The 20791-nt window shown below is 48.8% G+C and carries 21 protein-coding genes, 1 pseudogene and 1 riboswitch; of the genes and pseudogenes, 18 read left to right on the forward strand and 4 right to left on the reverse strand.

Translation table 11 applies throughout. From position 1 onward, the window contains the following. The first annotated feature begins 13 nt into the window (after nucleotides 1-13). Both MKX75_RS06980 and MKX75_RS06985 read left to right on the forward strand, forming a co-directional pair. The gene (locus MKX75_RS06980; RefSeq protein WP_036610785.1) at nucleotides 14-646 is read left to right on the forward strand and encodes a YigZ family protein; all 633 of its coding nucleotides are present in this window, start codon (nucleotides 14-16) and stop codon (nucleotides 644-646) included. Between the two features lie 5 nt (nucleotides 647-651). Further along, on the forward strand, nucleotides 652-1254 hold the full coding sequence (locus MKX75_RS06985) for a TetR/AcrR family transcriptional regulator (RefSeq protein WP_017689980.1): 603 nt from the start codon (nucleotides 652-654) through the stop codon (nucleotides 1252-1254). Nucleotides 1255-1444: 190 nt separating this feature from the next. On the opposite strand, the pseudogene MKX75_RS06990 reads toward MKX75_RS06985, so the two are convergent. Beyond that, nucleotides 1445-1846 (reverse strand): annotated as a pseudogene (locus tag MKX75_RS06990) (secondary thiamine-phosphate synthase enzyme YjbQ). 347 nt (nucleotides 1847-2193) lie between these two features. Here MKX75_RS06990 and cysT point away from each other — a divergent pair. The 8 genes from cysT (at nucleotide 2194) to clpP (ending at nucleotide 9246) form a co-directional block, all read left to right on the forward strand. Next, a complete protein-coding gene (gene cysT / locus MKX75_RS06995) occupies nucleotides 2194-3009 on the forward strand; it encodes a sulfate ABC transporter permease subunit CysT (protein ID WP_017689978.1) in 816 nt (271 codons plus the stop codon). After that, nucleotides 3006-3803 (forward strand): sulfate ABC transporter permease subunit, encoded by a 798-nt coding sequence (locus MKX75_RS07000; protein WP_339169011.1) that lies wholly within the window; start codon nucleotides 3006-3008, stop codon nucleotides 3801-3803. Before cysT ends, MKX75_RS07000 begins: the two co-directional genes overlap by 4 nt. Before the next feature lies 1 nt (nucleotide 3804). Further along, complete coding sequence (gene cysA / locus MKX75_RS07005) at nucleotides 3805-4869, forward strand: sulfate ABC transporter ATP-binding protein (RefSeq protein WP_062833149.1); 1065 nt, start codon at nucleotides 3805-3807, stop codon at nucleotides 4867-4869. 26 nt (nucleotides 4870-4895) lie between these two features. Beyond that, a complete protein-coding gene (locus MKX75_RS07010; RefSeq protein WP_062833150.1) occupies nucleotides 4896-5960 on the forward strand; it encodes a sulfate ABC transporter substrate-binding protein in 1065 nt (354 codons plus the stop codon). Nucleotides 5961-6118: 158 nt separating this feature from the next. Continuing rightward, nucleotides 6119-6565: a hypothetical protein gene (locus MKX75_RS07015; protein WP_076330025.1), complete on the forward strand. Its 447-nt coding sequence runs from the start codon at nucleotides 6119-6121 to the stop codon at nucleotides 6563-6565. A gap of 286 nt (nucleotides 6566-6851) precedes the next feature. Then, nucleotides 6852-7637 carry an MBL fold metallo-hydrolase gene (locus MKX75_RS07020; RefSeq protein WP_339169012.1) on the forward strand — a complete coding sequence of 262 codons (786 nt, stop codon included), beginning with the start codon at nucleotides 6852-6854 and terminating at the stop codon, nucleotides 7635-7637. A 136-nt stretch (nucleotides 7638-7773) separates the two neighbouring features. Beyond that, on the forward strand, nucleotides 7774-8646 hold the full coding sequence (locus MKX75_RS07025; protein WP_083679392.1) for an RNA polymerase sigma factor: 873 nt from the start codon (nucleotides 7774-7776) through the stop codon (nucleotides 8644-8646). Between the two features lie 18 nt (nucleotides 8647-8664). Further along, a complete protein-coding gene (clpP, locus tag MKX75_RS07030; protein ID WP_036610761.1) occupies nucleotides 8665-9246 on the forward strand; it encodes an ATP-dependent Clp endopeptidase proteolytic subunit ClpP in 582 nt (193 codons plus the stop codon). Nucleotides 9247-9346: 100 nt separating this feature from the next. On the opposite strand, the gene MKX75_RS07035 is transcribed toward clpP, so the two are convergent. Next, nucleotides 9347-10768, reverse strand: coding sequence for a PLP-dependent aminotransferase family protein (locus MKX75_RS07035; RefSeq protein ID WP_235599349.1), 1422 nt, complete (start codon nucleotides 10766-10768; stop codon nucleotides 9347-9349). A 120-nt stretch (nucleotides 10769-10888) separates the two neighbouring features. Between MKX75_RS07035 and MKX75_RS07040 the strand changes: the two genes are divergently transcribed. Next, complete coding sequence (locus tag MKX75_RS07040; RefSeq protein WP_339169014.1) at nucleotides 10889-11827, forward strand: EamA family transporter; 939 nt, start codon at nucleotides 10889-10891, stop codon at nucleotides 11825-11827. A gap of 37 nt (nucleotides 11828-11864) precedes the next feature. Continuing rightward, nucleotides 11865-12176, forward strand: coding sequence for a hypothetical protein (locus tag MKX75_RS07045; protein WP_076330027.1), 312 nt, complete (start codon nucleotides 11865-11867; stop codon nucleotides 12174-12176). A 140-nt stretch (nucleotides 12177-12316) separates the two neighbouring features. On the opposite strand, the gene MKX75_RS07050 is transcribed toward MKX75_RS07045, so the two are convergent. Further along, the gene (locus MKX75_RS07050) at nucleotides 12317-13120 is read right to left on the reverse strand and encodes a Cof-type HAD-IIB family hydrolase (protein WP_339169015.1); all 804 of its coding nucleotides are present in this window, start codon (nucleotides 13118-13120) and stop codon (nucleotides 12317-12319) included. 59 nt (nucleotides 13121-13179) lie between these two features. Next, entirely contained in the window at nucleotides 13180-14184 is a 1005-nt protein-coding gene (locus MKX75_RS07055) for a lipoate--protein ligase (protein ID WP_339169016.1), read from the reverse strand. A gap of 253 nt (nucleotides 14185-14437) precedes the next feature. Here MKX75_RS07055 and cobD point away from each other — a divergent pair, with 253 nt between their 5' ends. The 6 genes from cobD (at nucleotide 14438) to MKX75_RS07085 (ending at nucleotide 20769) form a co-directional block, all read left to right on the forward strand. Next, the gene (gene cobD / locus MKX75_RS07060) at nucleotides 14438-15592 is read left to right on the forward strand and encodes a threonine-phosphate decarboxylase CobD (RefSeq protein WP_339169017.1); all 1155 of its coding nucleotides are present in this window, start codon (nucleotides 14438-14440) and stop codon (nucleotides 15590-15592) included. Next, complete coding sequence (locus tag MKX75_RS07065) at nucleotides 15573-16391, forward strand: adenosylcobinamide amidohydrolase (protein WP_339169018.1); 819 nt, start codon at nucleotides 15573-15575, stop codon at nucleotides 16389-16391. Before cobD ends, MKX75_RS07065 begins: the two co-directional genes overlap by 20 nt. A gap of 47 nt (nucleotides 16392-16438) precedes the next feature. Beyond that, the gene (gene cbiB / locus MKX75_RS07070) at nucleotides 16439-17419 is read left to right on the forward strand and encodes an adenosylcobinamide-phosphate synthase CbiB (RefSeq protein WP_339170388.1); all 981 of its coding nucleotides are present in this window, start codon (nucleotides 16439-16441) and stop codon (nucleotides 17417-17419) included. Next, nucleotides 17410-18057 carry a histidine phosphatase family protein gene (locus MKX75_RS07075; protein ID WP_339169019.1) on the forward strand — a complete coding sequence of 216 codons (648 nt, stop codon included), beginning with the start codon at nucleotides 17410-17412 and terminating at the stop codon, nucleotides 18055-18057. The genes cbiB and MKX75_RS07075 overlap by 10 nt, the downstream gene beginning before the upstream one ends. 152 nt (nucleotides 18058-18209) lie before the next feature. After that, nucleotides 18210-18357, forward strand: a riboswitch (cobalamin riboswitch). A gap of 370 nt (nucleotides 18358-18727) precedes the next feature. Next, complete coding sequence (locus MKX75_RS07080) at nucleotides 18728-19726, forward strand: ABC transporter substrate-binding protein (RefSeq protein ID WP_145146498.1); 999 nt, start codon at nucleotides 18728-18730, stop codon at nucleotides 19724-19726. Further along, entirely contained in the window at nucleotides 19723-20769 is a 1047-nt protein-coding gene (locus MKX75_RS07085) for an iron chelate uptake ABC transporter family permease subunit (RefSeq protein ID WP_339169021.1), read from the forward strand. The genes MKX75_RS07080 and MKX75_RS07085 overlap by 4 nt, the downstream gene beginning before the upstream one ends. Nucleotides 20770-20791 lie beyond the last annotated feature (22 nt).

Here is a 20791-nt window from a genome sequence, read left to right on the forward strand (position 1 = left end):
AGTTGGATTTGGAATGATTGAACGTTATCGCACGGTTCGAGGACCGGGCAATCTGGAAATTGTAATCAAGAAGTCGCGATTTATCGGTCATATTATGCCGGTCACGACAGAGGAAGAGGCGGTTGCCTTTATCGATGAGATCAAGAAAAAACATTGGAATGCGACTCATAACTGCTCTGCGTACATGATTGGGGAGCGCGATGAGATCCAGAAGCAATCCGATGACGGGGAACCAAGCGGAACAGCAGGGAAACCCATTCTTGAAGTGATCAAAAATCAGAAATTAAAAAATGTAGCAATTGTGGTTACGCGATACTTCGGGGGAATTATGCTTGGAGCTGGTGGGTTAATTCGTGCTTATACGGATGGAGCTGTAGCAGCCATTGAAGCAGGAGAAGCCATTACCAACGTGCTGCATCGTGAAGTGTTTGTTGAACTGGATTATACGTGGCTGGGTAAAGTGGAAAATGAGTTAAGGAGCCGGGAAGTCCGTACAGGTGAAACTGGATTCACCGATAAGGTTACGTTGACTTGTCTTCCGCCGGATAGTGAAACCGAGGCTTTTGTAGCCTGGATCACGGATTTGACGCAAGGGCAATCCCGGATCACGGAGGGACAGCGGCTTTATTTTATTGAAGGGGAATAAAATATATGGCTAGAAGAGCAGTCGAACAGGAGTTGTCGAGGGAGCGGATACTGGAGGCGGCGAGGCACCTTTTTATTACCAAAGGATACCGCGCCATTTCGATGCGAAGCATCGGCCAGCATCTGGGCTATAGTCATGGGTCGCTGTATTATCACTTTAAGGAAAAGGCAGAGCTGTTCTATGCCATCGTGGTTGAAGATTTTAATCATCTGGGGCATTTACTGCTGCAAGCTATGGTCAGGCCGGTTCGTGATGATGTGAGCAAGGTAGAGCACATTATGATGGAGTTTATTCGCTTTGGTCTGGAGAACCCATACCAATACGAAATTATGTTTATGATCAGGGACGAAGAACTGTTGTCCTATTGTCGTACCGAACAGGGACGCTGCTTCGAATTGTTCGCATCGATTATAAGACAATATATGAATGAAGAGAACTGTACGGAAGAAGACATTCAAAGGGTACCGCGTACGCTATTTTTGGCTATGCACGGATTCATTTCTTATTACATTCAGGACCGTTTAACGTTTGTGGAGATTGAATCGTCTGCGCTGTCTCATGTCAAAGTGCTGTGCCGCAATCTGGGTCAGCAGCCTGGCGTCCAATAATGGCGCTATTGTTGCACCCCTACACTTCAGGGCGGTGATTTGTCATAACTTTAATTCTTTATAACGTTGTCTCGCGAAAGTTAGTATGCGCCAAAAAACAAGTCAGGCGGCTCCGACCCGAAATGAGGGTGGACCGCCTGTTTGTGTTTGCAAAAATGGTGGAGTTGGTGACAGGCCTATTGGGACGAATCTAACCTTCCATGATTTTGAGAAGGTATTCCCGCTCACGGGGGCCATCGAATTCGCAAAAGTAAATGCCTTACCATCGGCCAAGCAGCAGTCTGCCTTCATGAATAATTACCGTCTGTGATGGCCCTGTTGTGATGGATTTGAGATGAGAGGCTGTATTACCTTCGGCATGTCGATATTCGGGATGCTCCCAGGGATACACTTCGTCCAAGCGCAACAATACATCGTGTTTCACATCCGGGTCTGCATTTTCGTTGATGGCGATACCTGCCGTCGTATGTGGACAGTAGATAAGCACCGTCCCATTCTGGACCCCGCTACTCTGGACAACCTGCTTCACGTCCCATGTGATATCCTTCATTTCATCTCGTGTGGACGTGGATATATTCTTCGTATATAACATGCTAGATCGCTCCTTATCATCTCTGTTCTTACCCTCGATTGTACCTTAACCACTACATACCAAACAAACCACATATGCAAGGTAAAAGAGCAAATCGCATGATAACGGAGAGGACAGAAATAACCTGAAGTGATATTTAGTAATCGATCTCATATGTGCCCCAATTTTATTCAATAAAAGCATTGACGATTAGCACTGCAAACTGGTAAAGTATCAGAAAAGCAAAACCAAGTAGACTAATGGGAATAATATTAAAGCAATATCATCCAACTTAGGAAAAATGTCGTATTGAAGCCAGGAAGACTGCCGACCGGAGCTAAAGCCGGAGGCTGGGAGGGAACGCAGCAATGAATACCGTTCTTCGTCATAAGGGATGGACTTGGGGATTTCGCAGTACCGTATTGTTATATTTTATCGTACTTATTGTACTTCCAATCATCGGTGTGTACGTCAATTCCTTCTCCGAAGGATGGAGCAACTTTGTTCAGAGCATTATGGACCCCATCGCGTGGAAAGCCGTACTGCTGACCATTCGACTGGCTGTGATTGCCACGCTGATTAATGTAGTTCTGGGCACGATGATTGCCTGGGTGTTGACAAGGTATCGCTTTGTGGGCCGATCGTTTCTTAACAGTCTGGTTGATCTCCCGTTTGCACTGCCAACAGCGGTGGGCGGCTTGATGATTATGCTGCTTTTGGGTCCGGTCAGTGCCATCGGGAAACTGGCTGAATCCATGGGATTTGAGATTGTGTTTCATCAGCCCGCCATTGTTATCGCGATGACCTTTGTCACGTTTCCGTTTGTTATCCGCGCAGTGCAGCCTTTGCTGGAAGAAATCGATCCTTCCGAGGAAGAGGCCTCGTACACGATGGGGGCATCCAAGGCTCGCACGTTCATGCAGGTTATTCTGCCGTCCATGGCACCTGGCATGATCAGTGGAGGGATGCTCGCTTTCTCCAGAGGACTGGCTGAATTCGGGGCTGTTGTGCTGGTGGCTGGTAACATTCCAGGAAGAACACTGACCGCTTCCGTATTTATCTACGGGGAGATTGAAAGTGATAATCCAACGGGGGCCGCTGCTGTATCCGTGTTGCTCCTGACGCTCTCCTTCCTGATCCTCTGGCTGATCAATCTGGTGCAGATGCGGGGGAGAAGACGATGAGACGACTCTTAATCGGACTGACGTTTGCGGTATTTATTGTACTGTTGATCATCCCGCTTGGCCGTATTTTTATTGGCGCATTTGAAGATGGGGCAGGTGGATTCCTGAAAGGGCTGATGCGCCCTGAGGCGTTACACGCTTTGATGATGACCGGACTGGTTGTCCTGGTGGTCACCCTGTTAAATACATTGTTTGGCATCATGATGGCTCTGTATCTGGTTCGTGCCGGATGGCTGAGTGAACGGATAAAAGGGCTGCTGAACAGCATTGTAGACCTGCCTTATGCCGTATCTCCTGTCATTGGCGGCTTGATGATTGTGTTGATGTTGGGACCTAACAGCATTATGGGTGCTTTTTTTGAAGGGATTGGATTCAATGTGGTCTATGCCTTCCCAGGTATGGTGATCGCAACGTTATTTGTTACCTTTCCACTGATGGTCAGAGAGGTTATGCCTGTCCTGCAGGAACTCGGTTCTCAGCAAGAGGAAGCTGCATCTACACTTGGCGCCTACGGCTGGAGAACGTTCTGGAGTGTAACATGGCCTTCGATCCGCTGGGCGGTAGTGTATGGTCTAGTCTTGACGGTTGCACGCTCGCTTGGGGAATTCGGTGCAGTGCTGGTTGTATCCGGTAATATTATGAACAAAACGCAGACCGCAACAACCCTGGTGTATCAGGATGTTGAGAATTTTAAAGTAGCTGCCGCAAATGGTGTGGCATTGGTGCTGGTCACCTTCTCCGTCGGGCTGCTGCTCATGATGGAATGGGCCAAGAAGCGAAAGGAAGTGCATTGATATGCATGTAGAAGTCCGTGATCTGAACAAACATTTCGGTGATTTTCATGCGGTAAAAGATGTCTCATTCGATATTGCCAAAGGCCATCTGATCGGTCTGCTTGGACCCAGCGGAGGCGGGAAGACGTCCATTCTGCGGATGCTGGCGGGTCTGGAGAATCCGGGTTCCGGAGAGATTCGCTTTCACGGAAAAGTCGTGAACCATCTGCCTCCACAGGAGCGGGGCATCGGATTTGTATTCCAGAACTATGCCTTGTTCAAACATATGACGGTATTTGAGAATATTGCTTTTGGACTTAAGGTCAAGAAGACACCGAAAGCCCAGATTCGTGATCGGGTTATGGAACTTGTTGAACTGACCGGGTTAAAGGGTTTTGAACAGCGTTATCCACATCAGTTGTCTGGTGGGCAGCGTCAGCGTGTGGCTTTTGCCAGAGCACTCGCCCCGGAGCCGCAGCTGTTATTGCTGGATGAACCGTTCGCGGCTATTGATGCGAAGATCCGTCAGGAACTGCGTTCATGGTTACGGGAGCTAATCGAGCGAGTGGGAATCACTTCGATCTTTGTAACGCATGACCAGGATGAAGCAATTGAAGTCGCGGACGAGATTATGATTATCAGCCAAGGTCGTCTGGAACAGAAGGGCACACCTTGGGATATCTACAAAAACCCCCAGACACCGTTTGTCGCTACATTTATCGGGGAGTCTACGGTTGTGGAGGATGCTTCCCAACTGAAAGGATTCGAACATGCCGTTGAGGGTGAACATACCAAAGCGCTTATTCGACCGGAGTATATTGAGATCGGCTTGAAAAACGAGTTCACCATGTTGTCTGCGACGGAAAAAGGTACAGTCAAACATCTTCATTTCCGCGGTAGTGAATGGATGGTAGAGGTAGAAGTACAGGGTCATAAGTTAATCACATACCGTTCCCTGGAGAAAACAACACTGGAGATCGGTCAACAGATAAGAGTCCTTGTGCATCGTGCATACTTGTTCAATGATTCCAACAGTTGGGTGGTTGAGAACCGACTGAAGGAAGATCCGATGCCGGTGATGATTTAGATCGAGTGGAAGAAAGGGGCTTGCCCATGCAGACGAGGAAGAAGAAATCCATACTCTTATATGTTACCCTCATGCTTCTGCTCGTCTGCATGACCGCTGGATGCAGCAAGCAGGAGGAGTCAAGCGAACAGAACGAGTCCTCAGGTAACGATTCATCCAACACGCTGGTAATCGGTGCTTATAGTGTAGCGAAAGACGCTGTAGGTGAGTTGCTACCCAAGTTCCAGGAGGAGTGGAAAGCGAAGACTGGACAGACGATTAACTTCCAGGAATCCTATGAAGCTTCGGGAACACAGGCAAGAGCCATTGTAGGTGGATTCGAGGCTGACGTGGCCTTGCTCGCGATGGAGAGTGATATCGACAAGCTGGTCAAAGCCGACTTGGTTAGCTCCGATTGGAAACAGACCCCGAATGAGGGTATGATCACCCGTTCGATTGTTGTTCTAGGAACAAGAGCAGGCAACCCGCTGGGAATTCGTGATTTTCAGGATTTAACGAAGCCGGGAGTGAAGGTACTGTACCCCAATCCAAAGACATCCGGGGGCGCGCAATGGGATATTAATGCCATTTACGGTGCTGGACTGAAACTGTCGGAGGAGCAAGAGGGGAAGAAAGATCCTGCCGCAGCCAAGGCTTTTCTCGAACAGGTACATCGCAACGTCGAATCATTGGACAAGAGTGGTCGCTCTTCGATGGCGGCATTCGAGTATGGTGTTGGTGATGTGATCGTCACGTATGAAAATGAATTACTTGCCCGGATTGCCAAAGGTGTAGATTATGACATCGTCGTTCCGAAAAATACAATCCTGATTGAGAACCCGGCAGTCGTGGTGAATAAATATGCTGACAAACACGGGAATCGTGAACTGGCGGAAGCCTTTGTCGCCTATCTGCGTACACCGGAAGCACAGCACATTTTTGCCAAGCATGGTTTTCGTTCAGTAGATCCGGATGTATTTGCTCAGACGGAGTCCACATTTCCAACGCCTGAAGGATTATTTGATATCACCTATCTGGGTGGATGGGACGAGGTACGCAGTACGTTGTACTCCAAACGCGGGGTGTGGTATCAGGTGCTCGCGGGAATATGAGTATTGATGATGCAATTGAATAGGTAAACGTACATGTTCATACTAAACCTTCATTTCAATGGAAGTCGAGATGGAGGTTTTTTACTGCCAAAAGGATATAGATAGAGGTATACTAAATCATGATGGTTACATAGTATCTGTAGGAAGGTGTGAGTTGGATGAGTTCAGAGATCAAATTATCCCAAAGTACAGCGATTCGACTGGAGCAGGCCCGTGGTAAGGGGATGCCTGAGGAAGAACTTTTGAAAGCTATTCAAGCAAAAGACGTTTCCGCTTTTGACGCCGTGTCTGAAGAGGAATACCGATATAACGAATTTTTCTCGTATGCGGACGAGCATGGTGAAAATTTGGAGGCAGCAGTCAAAGACGGCTACCGGATTACCTTTAACACGCGTGGTGGACTGGGAATCTGGTTGGAGAAGGCCTTTAAGGTGCAACCAGAGAAAGACTTTACAGTGGGTGAAGGAATCGTCACCGGATTGCAGTTGAAACCGGAACAGGCAGATGTGCTGGCGGAGCGACTTGCGTCAAACTGGGTCATTACAGACTCGAAGGAAGTACCTGCAGGTCGGGAACTCACATTAAAGCTGCGGGCACTGGTGTAGTTCCAGAGCTGGGTTAATGTGACTTAAATCAATCGGGTCATGGCCTGTGAAAAATGGTAAGGCCTGATCTTCATGCGGGCGACCCAGCTGTGAGGGGGCGCACCAGATATGGATGAGCGCAAGCTCCCGATGGAGCGAAGCATGGAATTGTAAGTCTGACGGTGAACGGTCAGACTACGGACTATCCCGAATTGCAGTGGAGAACTGCAGCGGGATGGTCTTTTTTTTGCAAAAACAAAGGCGTACGATTACAATCTACATATCATTAATTCAGGGGGAATGCGGATTGAATCAGCTAACATTTCTGGGCACTGGCGATGCGATGGGCGTTCCACGTGTGTATTGCGATTGCGACGTATGTACAGAGGCGAGGCTTACGGGAGAAAATAGACGGAAACGCTCTGCTGTTCTGATTGACAGTGGTGATGGTGCTAGCGAAGGATTCATGATTGACTGCGGGCCGGACTGGAGATCACAGATGGAGGATCAGGGATTGCGTATGGTGCATACGCTGCTCATCACGCATGCCCATTTTGACCATATTGGAGGATTACCGGAATGGGCAGATGCATGCCGCTGGCTGGGTGTGAAGGGACGTTTATATGCACCGCGTGAAGTGATTGCCACCATTCAGGGACAGTTTCCCTGGTTGGGGCGTCATATGGACTTTCTGGAAACGGATGATGATATTGAACTAGGCGGCTGGAACGTGCATTCCTGGAAAGTGTGCCATGGGCATAACGGGTATTCTTACGCGTATCGGCTGGATCGAGGCGGGTATAGCTTGGCGTACTGTTCAGATGCTATTGACCTGAAGGCCACTGAGAAAAAGCCATTGCATGGACTGGATATGCTGGTGCTCGGAACGAGCTTTGTGCATGAGCTTGCAGAATTCTCGACACGTTCCGTGTACGATATGCTTGAGGCGCAGGAGTTGCTGCGGGAGCTGCAACCGGGTCATACCTATTTTACACATATGTCCCATGATGTCGATGTACGGCAGAATTATAAGCTGGATCCAGGCATTACGATTGCTCTTGCCGGGATGAAGGTGCCGCTTGGAACCTTATAGCTAGAAACGATTGCGTAACTCAACTTAATGAGCGTAACAAAAATAACTTCAGAAGAGCGTATCCTTTGGAGGAGGTTCTTCGTTTACATAGTGTAAGTCAAAATCAATCAGGAACCAGCAAAGGGGGGCCCCCAAGATGGCCTTTGTGAAGTCCGTGGATTGCAGAATCAACAGACCACATGATGATGGTAAAAAAGATAAATACAATATTGAATCCGGTGGCAACGACGGAAAAAATCAATTAAACCCAAATATCCATGCCGTATTACCCGACCTGATGGGTTCGTTGTATGCGTACTGTTTATCGCTGACGAAATCAGTTCCAGAGACGGAGGATCTGGTCCAGGAGACTTGTCTCAAAGTATTGTCGTCGAGTGTCGTTGGAACTTACGGGATGAATAAAGATATAAACTGGGAAGCTTATCTGATCCGTATTGCACGCAACAGCTGGATTGATATCTTACGTCAGCGTGAGAGATTAGCATATAAACTGGATAGCTTGAAGCCGCTTCTGCACGAGATGGAGGAGGAAAGACGATTCGAGGAGTTGGAATCTGCTGTTCAACTTCTTGTAGATAAGCTACCACCGTGGCAGCGAGTGATATATGTATTACGTGAATTAATGGGTTATAAGGCGGCAGAGACTGCGGAAATGCTGGATACGACAGAAGGCGCTGTGAAAGCGGCGTTAAGTCGTGCCCGCTCTGCCATAGCTGAAGTGAGGCACAGGTTGGAACAATCGGACGCTGAATTGCAGTATGAAGTAGGCGCAGTGGAAAACAATCGGGAGGAACTGCGCAGCTATCTGCTGGCATTTCGTAATGGAGATACAGCTCGAATCATTGATCTGTGCCTGAATCGGACTGATGATCCGATGGCTGTGGCGGGTACTATTTTGCAGCAGGCTTTGCCGTCTCCATCCATGCAGCCAATGATGTACGGGTACTCTACTTCTGGTATGAACTCGATGTCGTATGGAGGTGGGGACACGGTCAACATGGTTGCCTAAACCGAGGAGGCGACACACATGAATGTAGTACCCTATGTGGTGGAACAGACAGCTCGCGGAGAACGGAGCTATGATATTTACTCCCGTTTGCTCAAAGATCGGATTATTATGGTGTCCGGAGAGATTGAGGATCAGATGGCAAATGCCATTGTGGCTCAGTTATTGTTTTTGACTGCAGAAGACCCGGAGAAGGACATCCAAATGTACATCAACAGCCCTGGTGGGTCGGTGACTGCGGGGTTCTCGATCTATGACACGATGCAATTCGTGAAGCCGGATATCTCCACGATCTGTACAGGTATGGCTGCGAGCTTTGGCACGATCTTATTGGTGGGAGGAACAAAAGGCAAGCGTATGGCGCTGCCCAACAGTGAAATCATGATCCACCAGCCACATGGCGGTACGCGAGGGCAGGCATCCGATATGTTGATTCATGCTAACCGCATCATTCAACACCGTCAACGCCTTAACAAGCTGTTAGCCGATCATACAGGGCAGTCGATTGAGCGGATTGAGAAGGACTCGGATCGAGATTATTTCCTGACCGCTGCTGAAGCAGTCGAATATGGATTGGTGGATAAGGTCATATCCAGCACATAACAGTAGCCCGGAAGGTCATCTGACCTTTCGGGCTTATTTTGGATTCTAACGATATGCTTATGTCGTACACGCAGGAAGTAGGGTTTATTTTAAATTCAAACTACATTTCTTTGGCCAGTGTAATGAGCCTGCTCATGCCTTCCCGAATCTGCTGCTCATGTGCATAAGAGAAGGACAAACGCAGCTTGCGGTTAGCTGAATCGTCCGAAGAATCGAATACGGTTCCGGGGACAAACGCAACGGATTGCTCCATGCATCGGTGAAGCAGTCTTCCTGTATCCACACCCTCAGGAAGCTCAACCCAAAAGTTGAGTCCACCCTCAGGGCGGGTCCACGTCCAGTCCGTTTCTAAAAGACATTGTTCCATCACTTCCATACGTAGCTGGATGGCGGTCCGCAGCTTGGACAGATGCTGATGCATGCGTTCTGACTGAAAATAACGGAGAAAAAGCTTCTGGTTCAGAAGGGCTGTTCCGTTATCTGTCAGTGATTTTACAGCCTGTAGTCCTGGCATGAATCGTTGACGGCATATGATGGCTGCAATTCGCAGCCCGGGTGCAACATACTTGCTGTAACTTCGAATGTACAGGGTGTGACCGGTGGTGTCGTAGGTGAAAATGGGTGCAGGAGGTTTCTCCTTAAAATAGATATCATAGGTGCTGTCGTCTTCGAGTAGAAAACAACCATACTGTTCTGCAAGTTCCGGTAACTGCTTGCGCTGCTCAACTGGAACATTAACGCCGGTCGGATTATGAAAGGTTGGTGTCGTATAGAATAAGCGTGGTTTCTCCGTTTTCATCAGATGCTCAATCTGCTCCAGATCATACCCATCGGGGTGAATATCCGTAAAGATCAGACGGGCACCCTGTTTGCGGAAAATTTCCATTGCAGGGCCATACGTGGGCCTATCCATCAGAACACGATCACCGGGTCTGACCAGACTGCGAGAGATTACATCGATGGCCTGCTGGGCACCCGAGGTAATGAGCACTTCGTCTGCCGAGAGATAGAAGCGTTCTTTTTTCGTTAAATGGCTTGCCAGCGCACTTCGCAATTCCAGATCTCCCTGAATTGTGGAATACGTCCCGAGCAAACGGGGATATTGATCCAGCAGATCACGCATCAGTTCACCCCAATAACGGTTGGGCAGCAGAGAGGGATCGATTAACGATTTGGAAAACTGGTATTCTGCTTCAAGGGACTGTACCCGTGCTAGTGAATCCCAATGCAGCCAGGCAGACACAGCGGGATCATCCGCCTGATCTGTTACAGAGAAAGGGGTAGCTGGACTGACATAATAGCCAGACTTGTCCTTCACATAAACATTCCCACGTTCTTTTAACTCCTGATACGCTTTGAAAACGGTCAAGCGATGTACGCCGAGTAGCTCGGACAGGCTTCGTACAGATGGCAGTTTCTCATGTTCAGCCCACTCTCCCGCTTCTATACGCACAACGAGATAATGGATGACTTGCTCATATAGTTTCAGGCTGTTATCTGTCATCATCATGGTTTTGCCCACCCGGCTCACACTCCTTTTGAACACTATTGTAACAGCAAACGGAAGATAACTGTTCTGTTTTGTTTATTCTGTTCTGTAGAGAGTGCTATATGATGGAGAACAGATGAAGGAGGGGCTAGCATGGTTGGGATCGCATTTACCGTAATGTGTCTTATTTTTGGAACAACGTTTCTGGCAATTAAAATTGGAGTGGAAGCAGGCATGCCGCCTTTTCTGTCAGCTGGACTCCGTTTCATTGTTGCAGGGGCTTTGATGTTTGCATGGATGTGGATGAAGGGGAAGGTCAATATTTCCCTACTGTGGCGTAAAGAAATGCTCATTACAGGTGCAGGACTGACGTTTGGTACGTTTGCGACCTTATATTGGGCTGAACAATATGTGAGTTCGGGCGTTGGTGCAATTTTGTCAGCTACAGGTCCACTCATGATTATGCTGATGCAGACAGCTTTGTTGCGACAAAAAACATCTGCACGCATGATTACGGGATGTCTGATCGGTTTTGCGGGAGTTGTGCTTGTCGTTCTGCCGGGTGTGTCCATTGGTGGAAGTCCACTATGGCTATGGGGGTGTATTGCCGTTCTGGTGGGCGAACTGTGTTATTCGGCAGGGGCAATATACTCCAAGAAGGTTATTAATCAGTTCAAAGAAGCGAACCCTGTAGCAATCAACGCAGTACAGATGATGTATGGAGGACTGTTGTTAAGCTTGCTCTCAGCGGTTACAGAATCGTGGAATATGTCTGCTCTGGACTGGGTACCTGCTGTCTCGTCCGTAATTTATTTGACTGTCGTTGGCTCGATGGTGGGTCACAGCCTGTTCTACTGGATCATGTCTCGCACGAATCCGCTGTTCCCAGCGACCTGGCTGTACATCTCCCCGCCGATAGCGGTTGGTCTGGGTGCCATTGTCTATAATGAACATGTCAGTTGGATTACGTGGATTGGTGTAGCCTTGGTCGTTACAGGTCTCTTGGCGATGAATGAGAAAGTGATGGATTGGTTAAAACGAGGTGGGCGCACAAATCCGTTGGTTCAGACTTCCAAAACTGTGGTAAAATAGGTTGCATGTAATTCCGAACGGGAATGAGGAAGAAACCATGGATAACAGACAAAAACTTGGAGCAATATTGTTGTTTGCAGGTATTCTACTGTATGGTGCAATTCATATTGCGAGCGTTATACACATGCCAAGCGTGATGGTTTGGTCTGATACGTGGGGGCAGTATTTTGCAGCCGTATCTGAGACACATGGCTGGGTTGGTTATGTCCTGGCCATCCTATTATTTATCGTGGGGGCTTTGCTGTTGTTGACTGTTTTCGTTTCTGAACTTCCTAAGAGTACGATGATACAGGATATCAGGGAACGTGATCAGGAATTCGAAGAGAAGTACAGGAATGGAAGGCACTAGGCGAATGTGATTGCAAAATAGTATCGGGTGGCATATTGATCGGTCTAATTATAATAACAGCCCTGCACAGCGAGCTATCGCTGACAGGGCTGTTTGTGTTGTCATAATACATGTATAAAAGTAAATACTTCGCTTGAACCTTACTCTGCGTTCAATACAAACTTCTCGATAACCTCTTTTACGCCATCTTCGTTATTGCTTGCCGTAATGTAATCAGCCAGCTCTTTAAGAGCAGGGATGGCGTTACCCATTGCTACACCAAGTCCTGCAACTTCCAACATCTCATGGTCATTCCAAGAGTCGCCAATGGCAATGCACTCGCTCAATTGGTGACCAAAGTGGTCTGCGAGGAAGGTAAGAGCATGGCCTTTAGTTCCCTCATTGTGCATGATCTCGAGGAAGTAAGGTTTGGACTTCGTGATATGCACTTGTGGTCCAAGCAACTCACGCAGGTCAACAGCAACCTTATCCAAGTAATCCGGCTCATCGATGATCAGCAGCTTCGGTGTTTTTTGTTCAATGACTTTGATGAAATCAGATTCGATGTAATATTGTGTGCCGTTCAATTTGGCATAATCATGCAGTTTGTCGTTTTCTTCACGAGCATACAGCTTGTCATCAATGTACGTTTGAAGGTGAAGATTATTTTCCAGGCAATAATCGTACAGTTTGCGGGAAGCCTCCTGTGGAACGTAGCGCTCGTAGAGAACTTTTTCGTCCAGTAAGTTCTTCACCAATGCGCCTTGATACGTAATGATTGGCACGTTAAGTCCGGTCTGACGAGCAAGCGCTTGTGCGGAAGCATAAGCACGGCCAGTCGCCAGCGTTACAGTTACACCATGGGCAACCGCTTGTTCCAGCGCAGTTTGCGTGGCAGGGGTTACTTCCTTGTTGTCGTTGATCAGAGTGTCATCAATATCGATTGCGATTAATTTGTAGGTCATGTAAGTTTCTCTCCTTTTTATCTGTATCTATTCGGGTCTTAATCTATATAAATTCAACTTTACTCCTCCAGGAAAACAAGGCCGATAAAGTCTTCCAGCTCAAGGTTGCCAAAGTAGTGTTTTATATCCAGGCCCTCAAGCGCAGTACGCACCTCAGATTCCTCATAACGCTTGCCACGCAGCATATCTTCGATATCCGCCACATCGCCTACGCCGAAAAAGTCACCGAAGATTTTGATATCTTCAATTCGTCCATCTTTGATGTTCATGCGCAGGTCAATAATGCCGACAGGGAATTTGCGGGTATGCTTCACATTGCTTTCCGGAGACAGACCATAGTTCCAGTCCCAGTTGCTATAGCGCTCGGCAGAGATTTCCTTGATCTTGTCCCAGTCTTTCTCTGTGAGTGTATATTGCGGGACGTCTTGCGGCTCCATCCGGAAAATGTGACGCAACAGCTCATCGCGGAACTGTTCAATCGTCAGGTTACTGTCAATCAGGTCACGAATGTTGGCGACCCTGCTGCGGACAGATTTGGTACTCTTGGATTTGAATTTCTCGGGATTTACGTTCAGGGATGCTTGAACATGATCCAGATTCAGGTTAAACATCAATGTGCCGTGACTGAACATGCGACCGCGCGTGGAGAACTGGGCATTGCCCGAAATTTTCTTTTCTCCTACTTGCAGATCGTTACGCCCGGTTAGCTCGGCATTGACCCCAAGTTCCTGCAAGGCTTCAACCACAGGCTGGGTGAACTTGCGGAAGTTGTGGAAGGATTGACCGTCATCGGCTGTAATAAAACTGAAATTCAGGTTGCCGAGGTCGTGATATACCGCTCCGCCTCCCGAAAGACGACGGACAACCTGTACACCGTTATCCTGCACATATTCGATGTTGATCTCTTCAATGGTATTTTGGTGCTTTCCGATAATAATGGACGGGCGATTGATGTAGAACAGTAGATAACTGTCATCCTCCATCGGCAGATGCTTCAGAATATACTCCTCAATCGCGAGGTTTACAGACGGATCTGTAATGCCCTGGTTATCAACAAACAGCATGGTCATTCCTCCATTAATGTATGTGAGGGATCAAGATCCCTTATGTAGTGAACCTTGTAAAACAAACGAAACCGAAATTCCTCTTCTATTGTAAACGAATTGTGGTTGGGACACAAAGGAATTAGAAGGGGTACCGAAGGGTCGCCACGAACGAGCAACATGTAGCCTGGCAAAAAGACTTGTAAAACGGGATTGACCCGTACCTCCCACGCCATCCATAATAAAAAGGACATGTAGAAAGGGTGACGGAAGTATGACCGGTTACATTGAAGTTTTCGGACATGGCGGTGACGTGGAGACGGCCGCATCCCGGTTTGGAGGGAACGCTGCGGATTTCCTCGATTATAGCGCAAACATCAATCCGTTGGGCCCGCCAAAGGTAGTGTTGGAGGCTTTGGAGCAAGGATTGCAGTCGGTTCTTCGTTATCCTGATCCGGGCCATCGAGGGTTCAAATCAGTACTCAGTGAACGTTTGGGTGTGCCACAGGACCGTATTTCGGTAGGCAATGGCGCTGCTGAAAGCATGGCGTTGATCTTGCTCGGACTTGCTCCGCAGAAGGTCGGCACAGTGGAACCTGGATTTTCAGAATATCGTTCTTTAGCGCGACAATTCGGTGCGGAAGTCCAGCATGTGGAGGGACGAGAGGAGCTGGAGTGGCGTGCTGAACCTGAGGACATTGAACGACTGATGGAACAGGTAGACCTGCTGTTTCTTGGTCAGCCCAACAATCCAAATGGCGTACAGTATTCGGTGGAGATATTGCATCGTCTGGCTCGTAAAGCAGAGAAAACAGGTACTATCCTGGTCATCGATGAGGCATTTATGGATTTCATACCTGAATCAAGACAACATTCTCTTGCACCCAGACTGGAGGAATATCCACAGGTGATCATCATTCGATCAATGACGAAGTTTTACGCAATTCCGGGTCTGCGTCTGGGGTATGCCTTGGGACGTCCGGAATGGATTCGTGCGATGACGGAGAAACAGGTAACCTGGAGTGTGAATGGACTGGCGTTGATTGCAGGTGAAGCCTGTCTACGCAGCGGAGAACGGTTCGAACAGGACACACTGGCACAGATCGCACGGGAACGCGCGCGTTTAAAGGCAGGCTTGGAGTCGTATGGTTGTGTGGTAACACCGGGGGAAGCGAATTTTATTTTGGTGCGCCTACCAGAACCTTGGACTGCGGCATCCATGCAGGCAGCCCTGGGCGAGCGTGGCATTCTAATCCGTAGCTGTGCGATGTATCCGGGACTTGGTGAACGACATGTACGTTTGGCAGTAAAGGACGCAGAGGCCAACGAGTGCTTACTCGAAGCGCTAGGAAGTGTAATGGGGCGGCCAGACCACAAGCGACACATGATCGGAGCAGGGGGAACATGCGATGACACTGCCGTTTTATAATTACTACAAGAATGCAGAGGCAGACGAGAATGAATATCGTTCCTCTTCGTGGCCTGGGCTGAAGATTACTGCACACGGTCAATATATCAGAGCTGTGAGTCCTGCTGCTGCAAGTGCACTTTCCAGTGCGGTATATGGCGGCGGGATGCTTGAACTGGATCGGATATTTAACATCTATGTGGACCGACATTATCGCTGTGATGATCCTCCTCGTGATATCGAACGTTCTCTGCATGAATGGAAGGAGCAGCTTGATCAATGTGCGGGACTGTTGACTGCGGTTCGACTGGAGCATACTTCCATTCAGGAATACACAAGTGAGGCATTCGGAATTCTGTGTTGTACAACAGCCGGGGTGTCCAATGCTGCGCGGGCAGGTTCCGCAAGAACCGTATTTGATACGGAGGGAAATGAGGCTGTTGCCGTAGAGCTTTTAAAATCTACAACTCAATCTCACTTTACGAAGCCCTATGTCCCGGGCACGATTAATGTCATGTTATGGTTCAACGGACGAATGACATCGGGAGCAATGGTGAATGCAATCCAGACTGCGGTGGAAGCCAAAGCGGCGGCGCTGGCTGATTTCGGTGTTGCGGACTCGGAGAATGGACTGCTGGCCACAGGGACGACAACGGATGCTATTGTACTTGCGTTGAGTCAGGTGCACGAGCACAAGCCGCTAATTGCTTATGCGGGAACGGCTACAGTCATTGGTGCGGCTATCGGCAGGTTGGTGTATGACACGATCATGGAAAGCCTGCAAGCGGGACAGCAGTGGAAAGAGAGGAACAGGGTGTAATGACATTTCAGATAGGGCAACTGGCCTCCTGGCCATTCTGGACGGGAATGGCAGGTGCCTGGATTATTATAGGGGCATACATACTTGATCGATGCATCGGTGATCCACGCTGGATTCCTCATCCCGTGATTGGCATGGGGAAGGCAATCTCTGCGCTAGAGCGTAGCATTCGTTCCCGTGTGAGCACGGATTCCGGGCTGAAGAGGGCTGGTCTATTATTTCCGCTGCTGATTGCGGGTGGGGCGTTTGTAATTACCTGGGCATTCGTATATGTGCTGGGTCTCATTCATCCGGTCGTAGCAATAGTGGCTGAAGTGGTGCTTATTGCGACTACCATTGCTTCCAAAGGGTTGAAGGATGCAGGCATGGAGGTGTATCACCATCTGGTTCAGAAAGATTGGCCTGCTGCAAGAGGTTCACTTGGCATGATTGTTGGACGTGACACAGCTCATCTGGATGAACCGGAGGTCGTGCGAGGAACGGTGGAGACGGTAGCGGAGAATATTGTGGATGCCATCGTATCCCCTTTGTTCTATGCGTTAATAGGTGGCGCACCACTTGCGATGGCATATCGTGCGGTGAATACATTGGATTCAATGGTTGGTTATAAAAATGAGAAGTACATGCATCTCGGCTGGGCTTCCGCCCGTCTGGACGATTGGGCTAACTGGATTCCCGCACGGCTCACCGCCATCCTGCTGATCTTGGGTGCATGGGTCATGAAACTGGATGCCAAAGGCGCAGCACGTATGGTGACCCGAGATGCCAGATTGCATCCAAGTCCGAATAGTGGTTTTCCCGAATCGGCGGTGGCCGGAGCACTGGGGATCAGACTTGGTGGACACAATGTGTACCATGGCGTAGCTTCTTTTCGTGCCTATATGGGTGAGGCAACACGTCCGATGGCAGCAGAGGATATTGTGCGAACGACACGTCTCATGTTCTGGTCAGCGGGTTCTTTTGTAATCCTGTGTACACTGGTAACGCTCGGAATATGGCTCGCTGGAGGTACATTGTTATGGAAGTAACTGCAGGGCAGAATGGATCACAGCAACGAAATATTCTGTTTATACGTCATGGCACAACCGCATGGAATGTGGAAAAAAAATATCTGGGGCATACCGATATCGCTTTGCTGCCGGATGCAGAAAGAGAACTGGCTTCACTACGCGAGCAATTGAGCAACGTCTCGTGGGACTTGATATATTGCAGTGATCTGCTCCGTTGTCAGCAGACCCTGGCAATGATCGGGCCCCATTTATTAGGCCATGTGAAGCTGGAACCACGTCTGCGAGAGGTTGATTTTGGTCAATGGGAAGGATTAACGTACGATCAACTCAAGGACAACCAACAGTACCGGGACTGGATCGATGCTCCGCAGGACGTCACCCCGCCCGAGGGGGAGTCATGGCAGTCATTCACTGCACGAATCGATTTATTTCTACAAGAGTGCATAGGGTCGAATTGTCCGTCCATGCCCTCTCCTGACTCAGGCGTGCCCACCATTATTGTGGTCACCCACGGCGGTGTAATCCGGTATGCATTATCCCGTCTCATTGCCAATCTGGAATTCTGGGATACGCAGGTGATTCCGGGGCAAGCGATACAGGTGCGGCTGGAACAACATAGAGATCAGTGGGTTGGCACGAGGGTGGATTTTCCGTGAATCGGGTTGTAAGGATGTGCAATATAACCTATAATCACAACAGAAGTGTGACAGCACTGTAGTTTCGTGTGACAGGCAATAATGTCTGAACATGAATGCAGATGGCTCACTTGAATGGGTTAATTCATATCAGCGACCAAGGGTCCCGCGTGCATGCAGTAATGGTTCATGGCTATATCCAGTCATGGATGGCATACGGGTGAAATAGGGAAGCCGGTGCAAGTCCGGCACGGTCCCGCCACTGTAAATCAGGAACAATTCCTGTAAGTCAGGTTACCTGCCCTGGACGTTCAAACCGGTGTTCCTTCGAGGAAAGGACAGCGTTTCGGGCAGTTCTATGTGCATGCACAACAATATGTTGAACATGTACAGATCGCCATATGCGAGACGTCATCCCTGATCCTGACGTAAGGATTAGGGATTTTTTATTGTTCATATAAGATGAACCAGACATTTACACGTTAACGAAGAGTGCAGAACCGATCTGAAGAAACGGAGTGTTCGCTTAAAGCTTTCTACAAGAAAGATACATCGGAAGATGGTACTGCAATCGGAGTGGACCTGTGTGAAATGATGGGTTTAACTTGTACAGGAACACCAAGGCATTGGTAGTAAAAGCTCGAGCACGATGCAAGAAAATAGTACAAATAGAGAAGGGGAGAATAACAGAATGAATTTCAAGAATTGGAAAAGCGTAGCGTCCCTGCTGAGTGCAGCGGCACTCGCACTGGCTTTGGCCGGATGTGGCAATGCAACAACGAACGAGGGCACAGGTACTTCACAGCAACCGGCACAGGAGCAGTCCCAAGGCCAGGCGCAGACGGATCTCAAAACACAATATCCACTTACCGTTACCGATGCAACGGGTGAGTCCTTTACATTTGAAAAGGCACCAGCCAAAATCGTATCCGTGTCTCCAGCTGAGACCGAAACACTATTCGCACTTGGCTTGGACGAGCAGATTGTAGGGGTATCCGACTATGATGATTATCCTGAAGCGGCAACAACCAAAGCGAAAATGGGTGGCATAACGAAGCCGAACGAAGAGTCTATCATTGCGGCTGAAGCTGATATTGTATTCACAGGTATCTCCATGAGCGAAGATGCAGTGAAGAAACTGCGTGAACTGGGCATTACCATTTTCAAAACGGATCCAAAATCCATCGACGATGTGATGAACAATATTGAAACATTCGGTAAAATCACGGATCATCAAGAAAAAGCTCAGGAGATCATCACACAGATGAAACAGGATGTGACAGATGTAACTGAAGCAGTGAAGGCAGTTAAACCGGAAGAGAAGAAAAATGTATACGTTGAATTCTCCCCAGGCTGGACTGTGGGTAAAGGCGAATTTATGGATGAACTCATTACTGTAGCCGGTGGTAGCAATATTGCTTCGGACAAAGAGGGCTGGTATGAAATTAATGAAGAGAACGTAATTGCCTCCAACCCGGATGTGATTCTGTATGCCAACGATGTCATTGATGAAAACTCCAAAACACTGGATCAGATCATTAAAGCTCGCAGTGGCTGGGATCAAATCACGGCTGTGAAGAACGATGCAGTCATCGGCCTAGATGCCAATCTGCTCAGCCGTCCAGGCCCACGTGTAACCGAAGGTCTGAAAGAAGTAGCCAAAGCGATCTATCCTGACCTGTTCCAATGAGTAAAAAACTGGCCGTGTACGCATCGGCAGGGATCGCGCTGCTTGTGTTAACCGTGCTCATCTGCACGGGCATCGGTTCGGTTTCCTTGCCTATTCGTGACATTGCAGGTATTCTGCTTCATCACTTGCCATGGATCGGAGACTGGATCACGCCCGACTGGAGTGCAGCAGCTGAACAGATTATCTGGAAAGTCAGATTCCCACGTGTACTGCTTGCTGTGCTCGTGGGGGCATCGCTGGCGATTGCTGGTGCGGGATTCCAGGGGGTTCTTCGGAACCCGCTGGCAGACCCGTTCACTCTGGGCGTATCATCCGGTGCTTCGGTGGGTGCAGCCTTTTTGATTTTCTTCGGATTGCAGTATGCACTGATCGGAATCTGGACGTTGCCACTGGTAGCTTTTTTGACGGGCGTACTAACATTATGGTTTGTTATGTCCCTGGCTCGTGAAGGGCGCAAAATACCAACACACAGTCTGATTCTGGCTGGTGTAGTGATGCAAAGTTTCTTGGGAGCGGTGGTTTCCTTCCTGTCGACCATGTCGAAACAGACCATTAATGAAATTATATACTGGACGATGGGAAGTCTGGCTCTGCGTGGGTGGTCGTATACGGCCATCCTTTTCCCGTATTTTCTGTTAGGGCTGATCTTTCTCTGGAGCCGTGCACGTTCCTTGAATGTACTTGCGCTGGGAGAACGTCAAGCTGCGCATATCGGGGTTGGCGTCGATCGTTTGAAGTTGTCCGTGCTTGCTGTGGGAACACTTCTTACCGCAGGAGCAGTCTCTGTATCCGGTGTTATTGGCTTCGTTGGATTGGTGATTCCGCATATGCTTCGGCTGCTTGTGGGGCCTGACTATCGATTGCTGGTGCCTTTATCCGCCATTGGTGGCGCCATCTTCATGGTATGGGCAGACACGATTGCCCGATCCTTACTGGCGCCGACCGAAATTCCCCTTGGTGTGGTGACGGCCTTTGTAGGTGCACCATTCTTCGCTTACCTGTTACACCGGAACAAAAAACTGCAGAAGGGGATGATGCCATGAGTATGAATTCGGACGAACCGCT

The sequence above is a fragment of the Paenibacillus sp. FSL R5-0341 genome (assembly GCF_037975235.1).
In the GTDB taxonomy this organism is placed as follows: Bacteria; Bacillota; Bacilli; order Paenibacillales; family Paenibacillaceae; genus Paenibacillus; species Paenibacillus amylolyticus_A.

What these genes read in the sequence shown, in the direction of transcription:
- MKX75_RS06980 (WP_036610785.1), top strand. Translation starts at nt 14, where the DNA reads ATGATTGAACGTTATCGCACGGTTCGAGGACCGGGCAATCTGGAAATT.
- MKX75_RS06985 (WP_017689980.1), top strand. Translation starts at nt 652, where the DNA reads ATGGCTAGAAGAGCAGTCGAACAGGAGTTGTCGAGGGAGCGGATACTG.
- cysT (WP_017689978.1), top strand. Translation starts at nt 2,194, where the DNA reads ATGAATACCGTTCTTCGTCATAAGGGATGGACTTGGGGATTTCGCAGT.
- MKX75_RS07000 (WP_339169011.1), top strand. Translation starts at nt 3,006, where the DNA reads ATGAGACGACTCTTAATCGGACTGACGTTTGCGGTATTTATTGTACTG.
- cysA (WP_062833149.1), top strand. Translation starts at nt 3,805, where the DNA reads ATGCATGTAGAAGTCCGTGATCTGAACAAACATTTCGGTGATTTTCAT.
- MKX75_RS07010 (WP_062833150.1), top strand. Translation starts at nt 4,896, where the DNA reads ATGCAGACGAGGAAGAAGAAATCCATACTCTTATATGTTACCCTCATG.
- MKX75_RS07015 (WP_076330025.1), top strand. Translation starts at nt 6,119, where the DNA reads ATGAGTTCAGAGATCAAATTATCCCAAAGTACAGCGATTCGACTGGAG.
- MKX75_RS07025 (WP_083679392.1), top strand. Translation starts at nt 7,774, where the DNA reads ATGGCCTTTGTGAAGTCCGTGGATTGCAGAATCAACAGACCACATGAT.
- clpP (WP_036610761.1), top strand. Translation starts at nt 8,665, where the DNA reads ATGAATGTAGTACCCTATGTGGTGGAACAGACAGCTCGCGGAGAACGG.
- MKX75_RS07040 (WP_339169014.1), top strand. Translation starts at nt 10,889, where the DNA reads ATGGTTGGGATCGCATTTACCGTAATGTGTCTTATTTTTGGAACAACG.
- MKX75_RS07045 (WP_076330027.1), top strand. Translation starts at nt 11,865, where the DNA reads ATGGATAACAGACAAAAACTTGGAGCAATATTGTTGTTTGCAGGTATT.
- MKX75_RS07050 (WP_339169015.1), bottom strand. Translation starts at nt 13,120, where the DNA reads ATGACCTACAAATTAATCGCAATCGATATTGATGACACTCTGATCAAC.
- MKX75_RS07055 (WP_339169016.1), bottom strand. Translation starts at nt 14,184, where the DNA reads ATGCTGTTTGTTGATAACCAGGGCATTACAGATCCGTCTGTAAACCTC.
- cobD (WP_339169017.1), top strand. Translation starts at nt 14,438, where the DNA reads ATGACCGGTTACATTGAAGTTTTCGGACATGGCGGTGACGTGGAGACG.
- MKX75_RS07065 (WP_339169018.1), top strand. Translation starts at nt 15,573, where the DNA reads ATGACACTGCCGTTTTATAATTACTACAAGAATGCAGAGGCAGACGAG.
- cbiB (WP_339170388.1), top strand. Translation starts at nt 16,439, where the DNA reads ATGGCAGGTGCCTGGATTATTATAGGGGCATACATACTTGATCGATGC.
- MKX75_RS07075 (WP_339169019.1), top strand. Translation starts at nt 17,410, where the DNA reads ATGGAAGTAACTGCAGGGCAGAATGGATCACAGCAACGAAATATTCTG.
- MKX75_RS07080 (WP_145146498.1), top strand. Translation starts at nt 18,728, where the DNA reads ATGAATTTCAAGAATTGGAAAAGCGTAGCGTCCCTGCTGAGTGCAGCG.
- MKX75_RS07085 (WP_339169021.1), top strand. Translation starts at nt 19,723, where the DNA reads ATGAGTAAAAAACTGGCCGTGTACGCATCGGCAGGGATCGCGCTGCTT.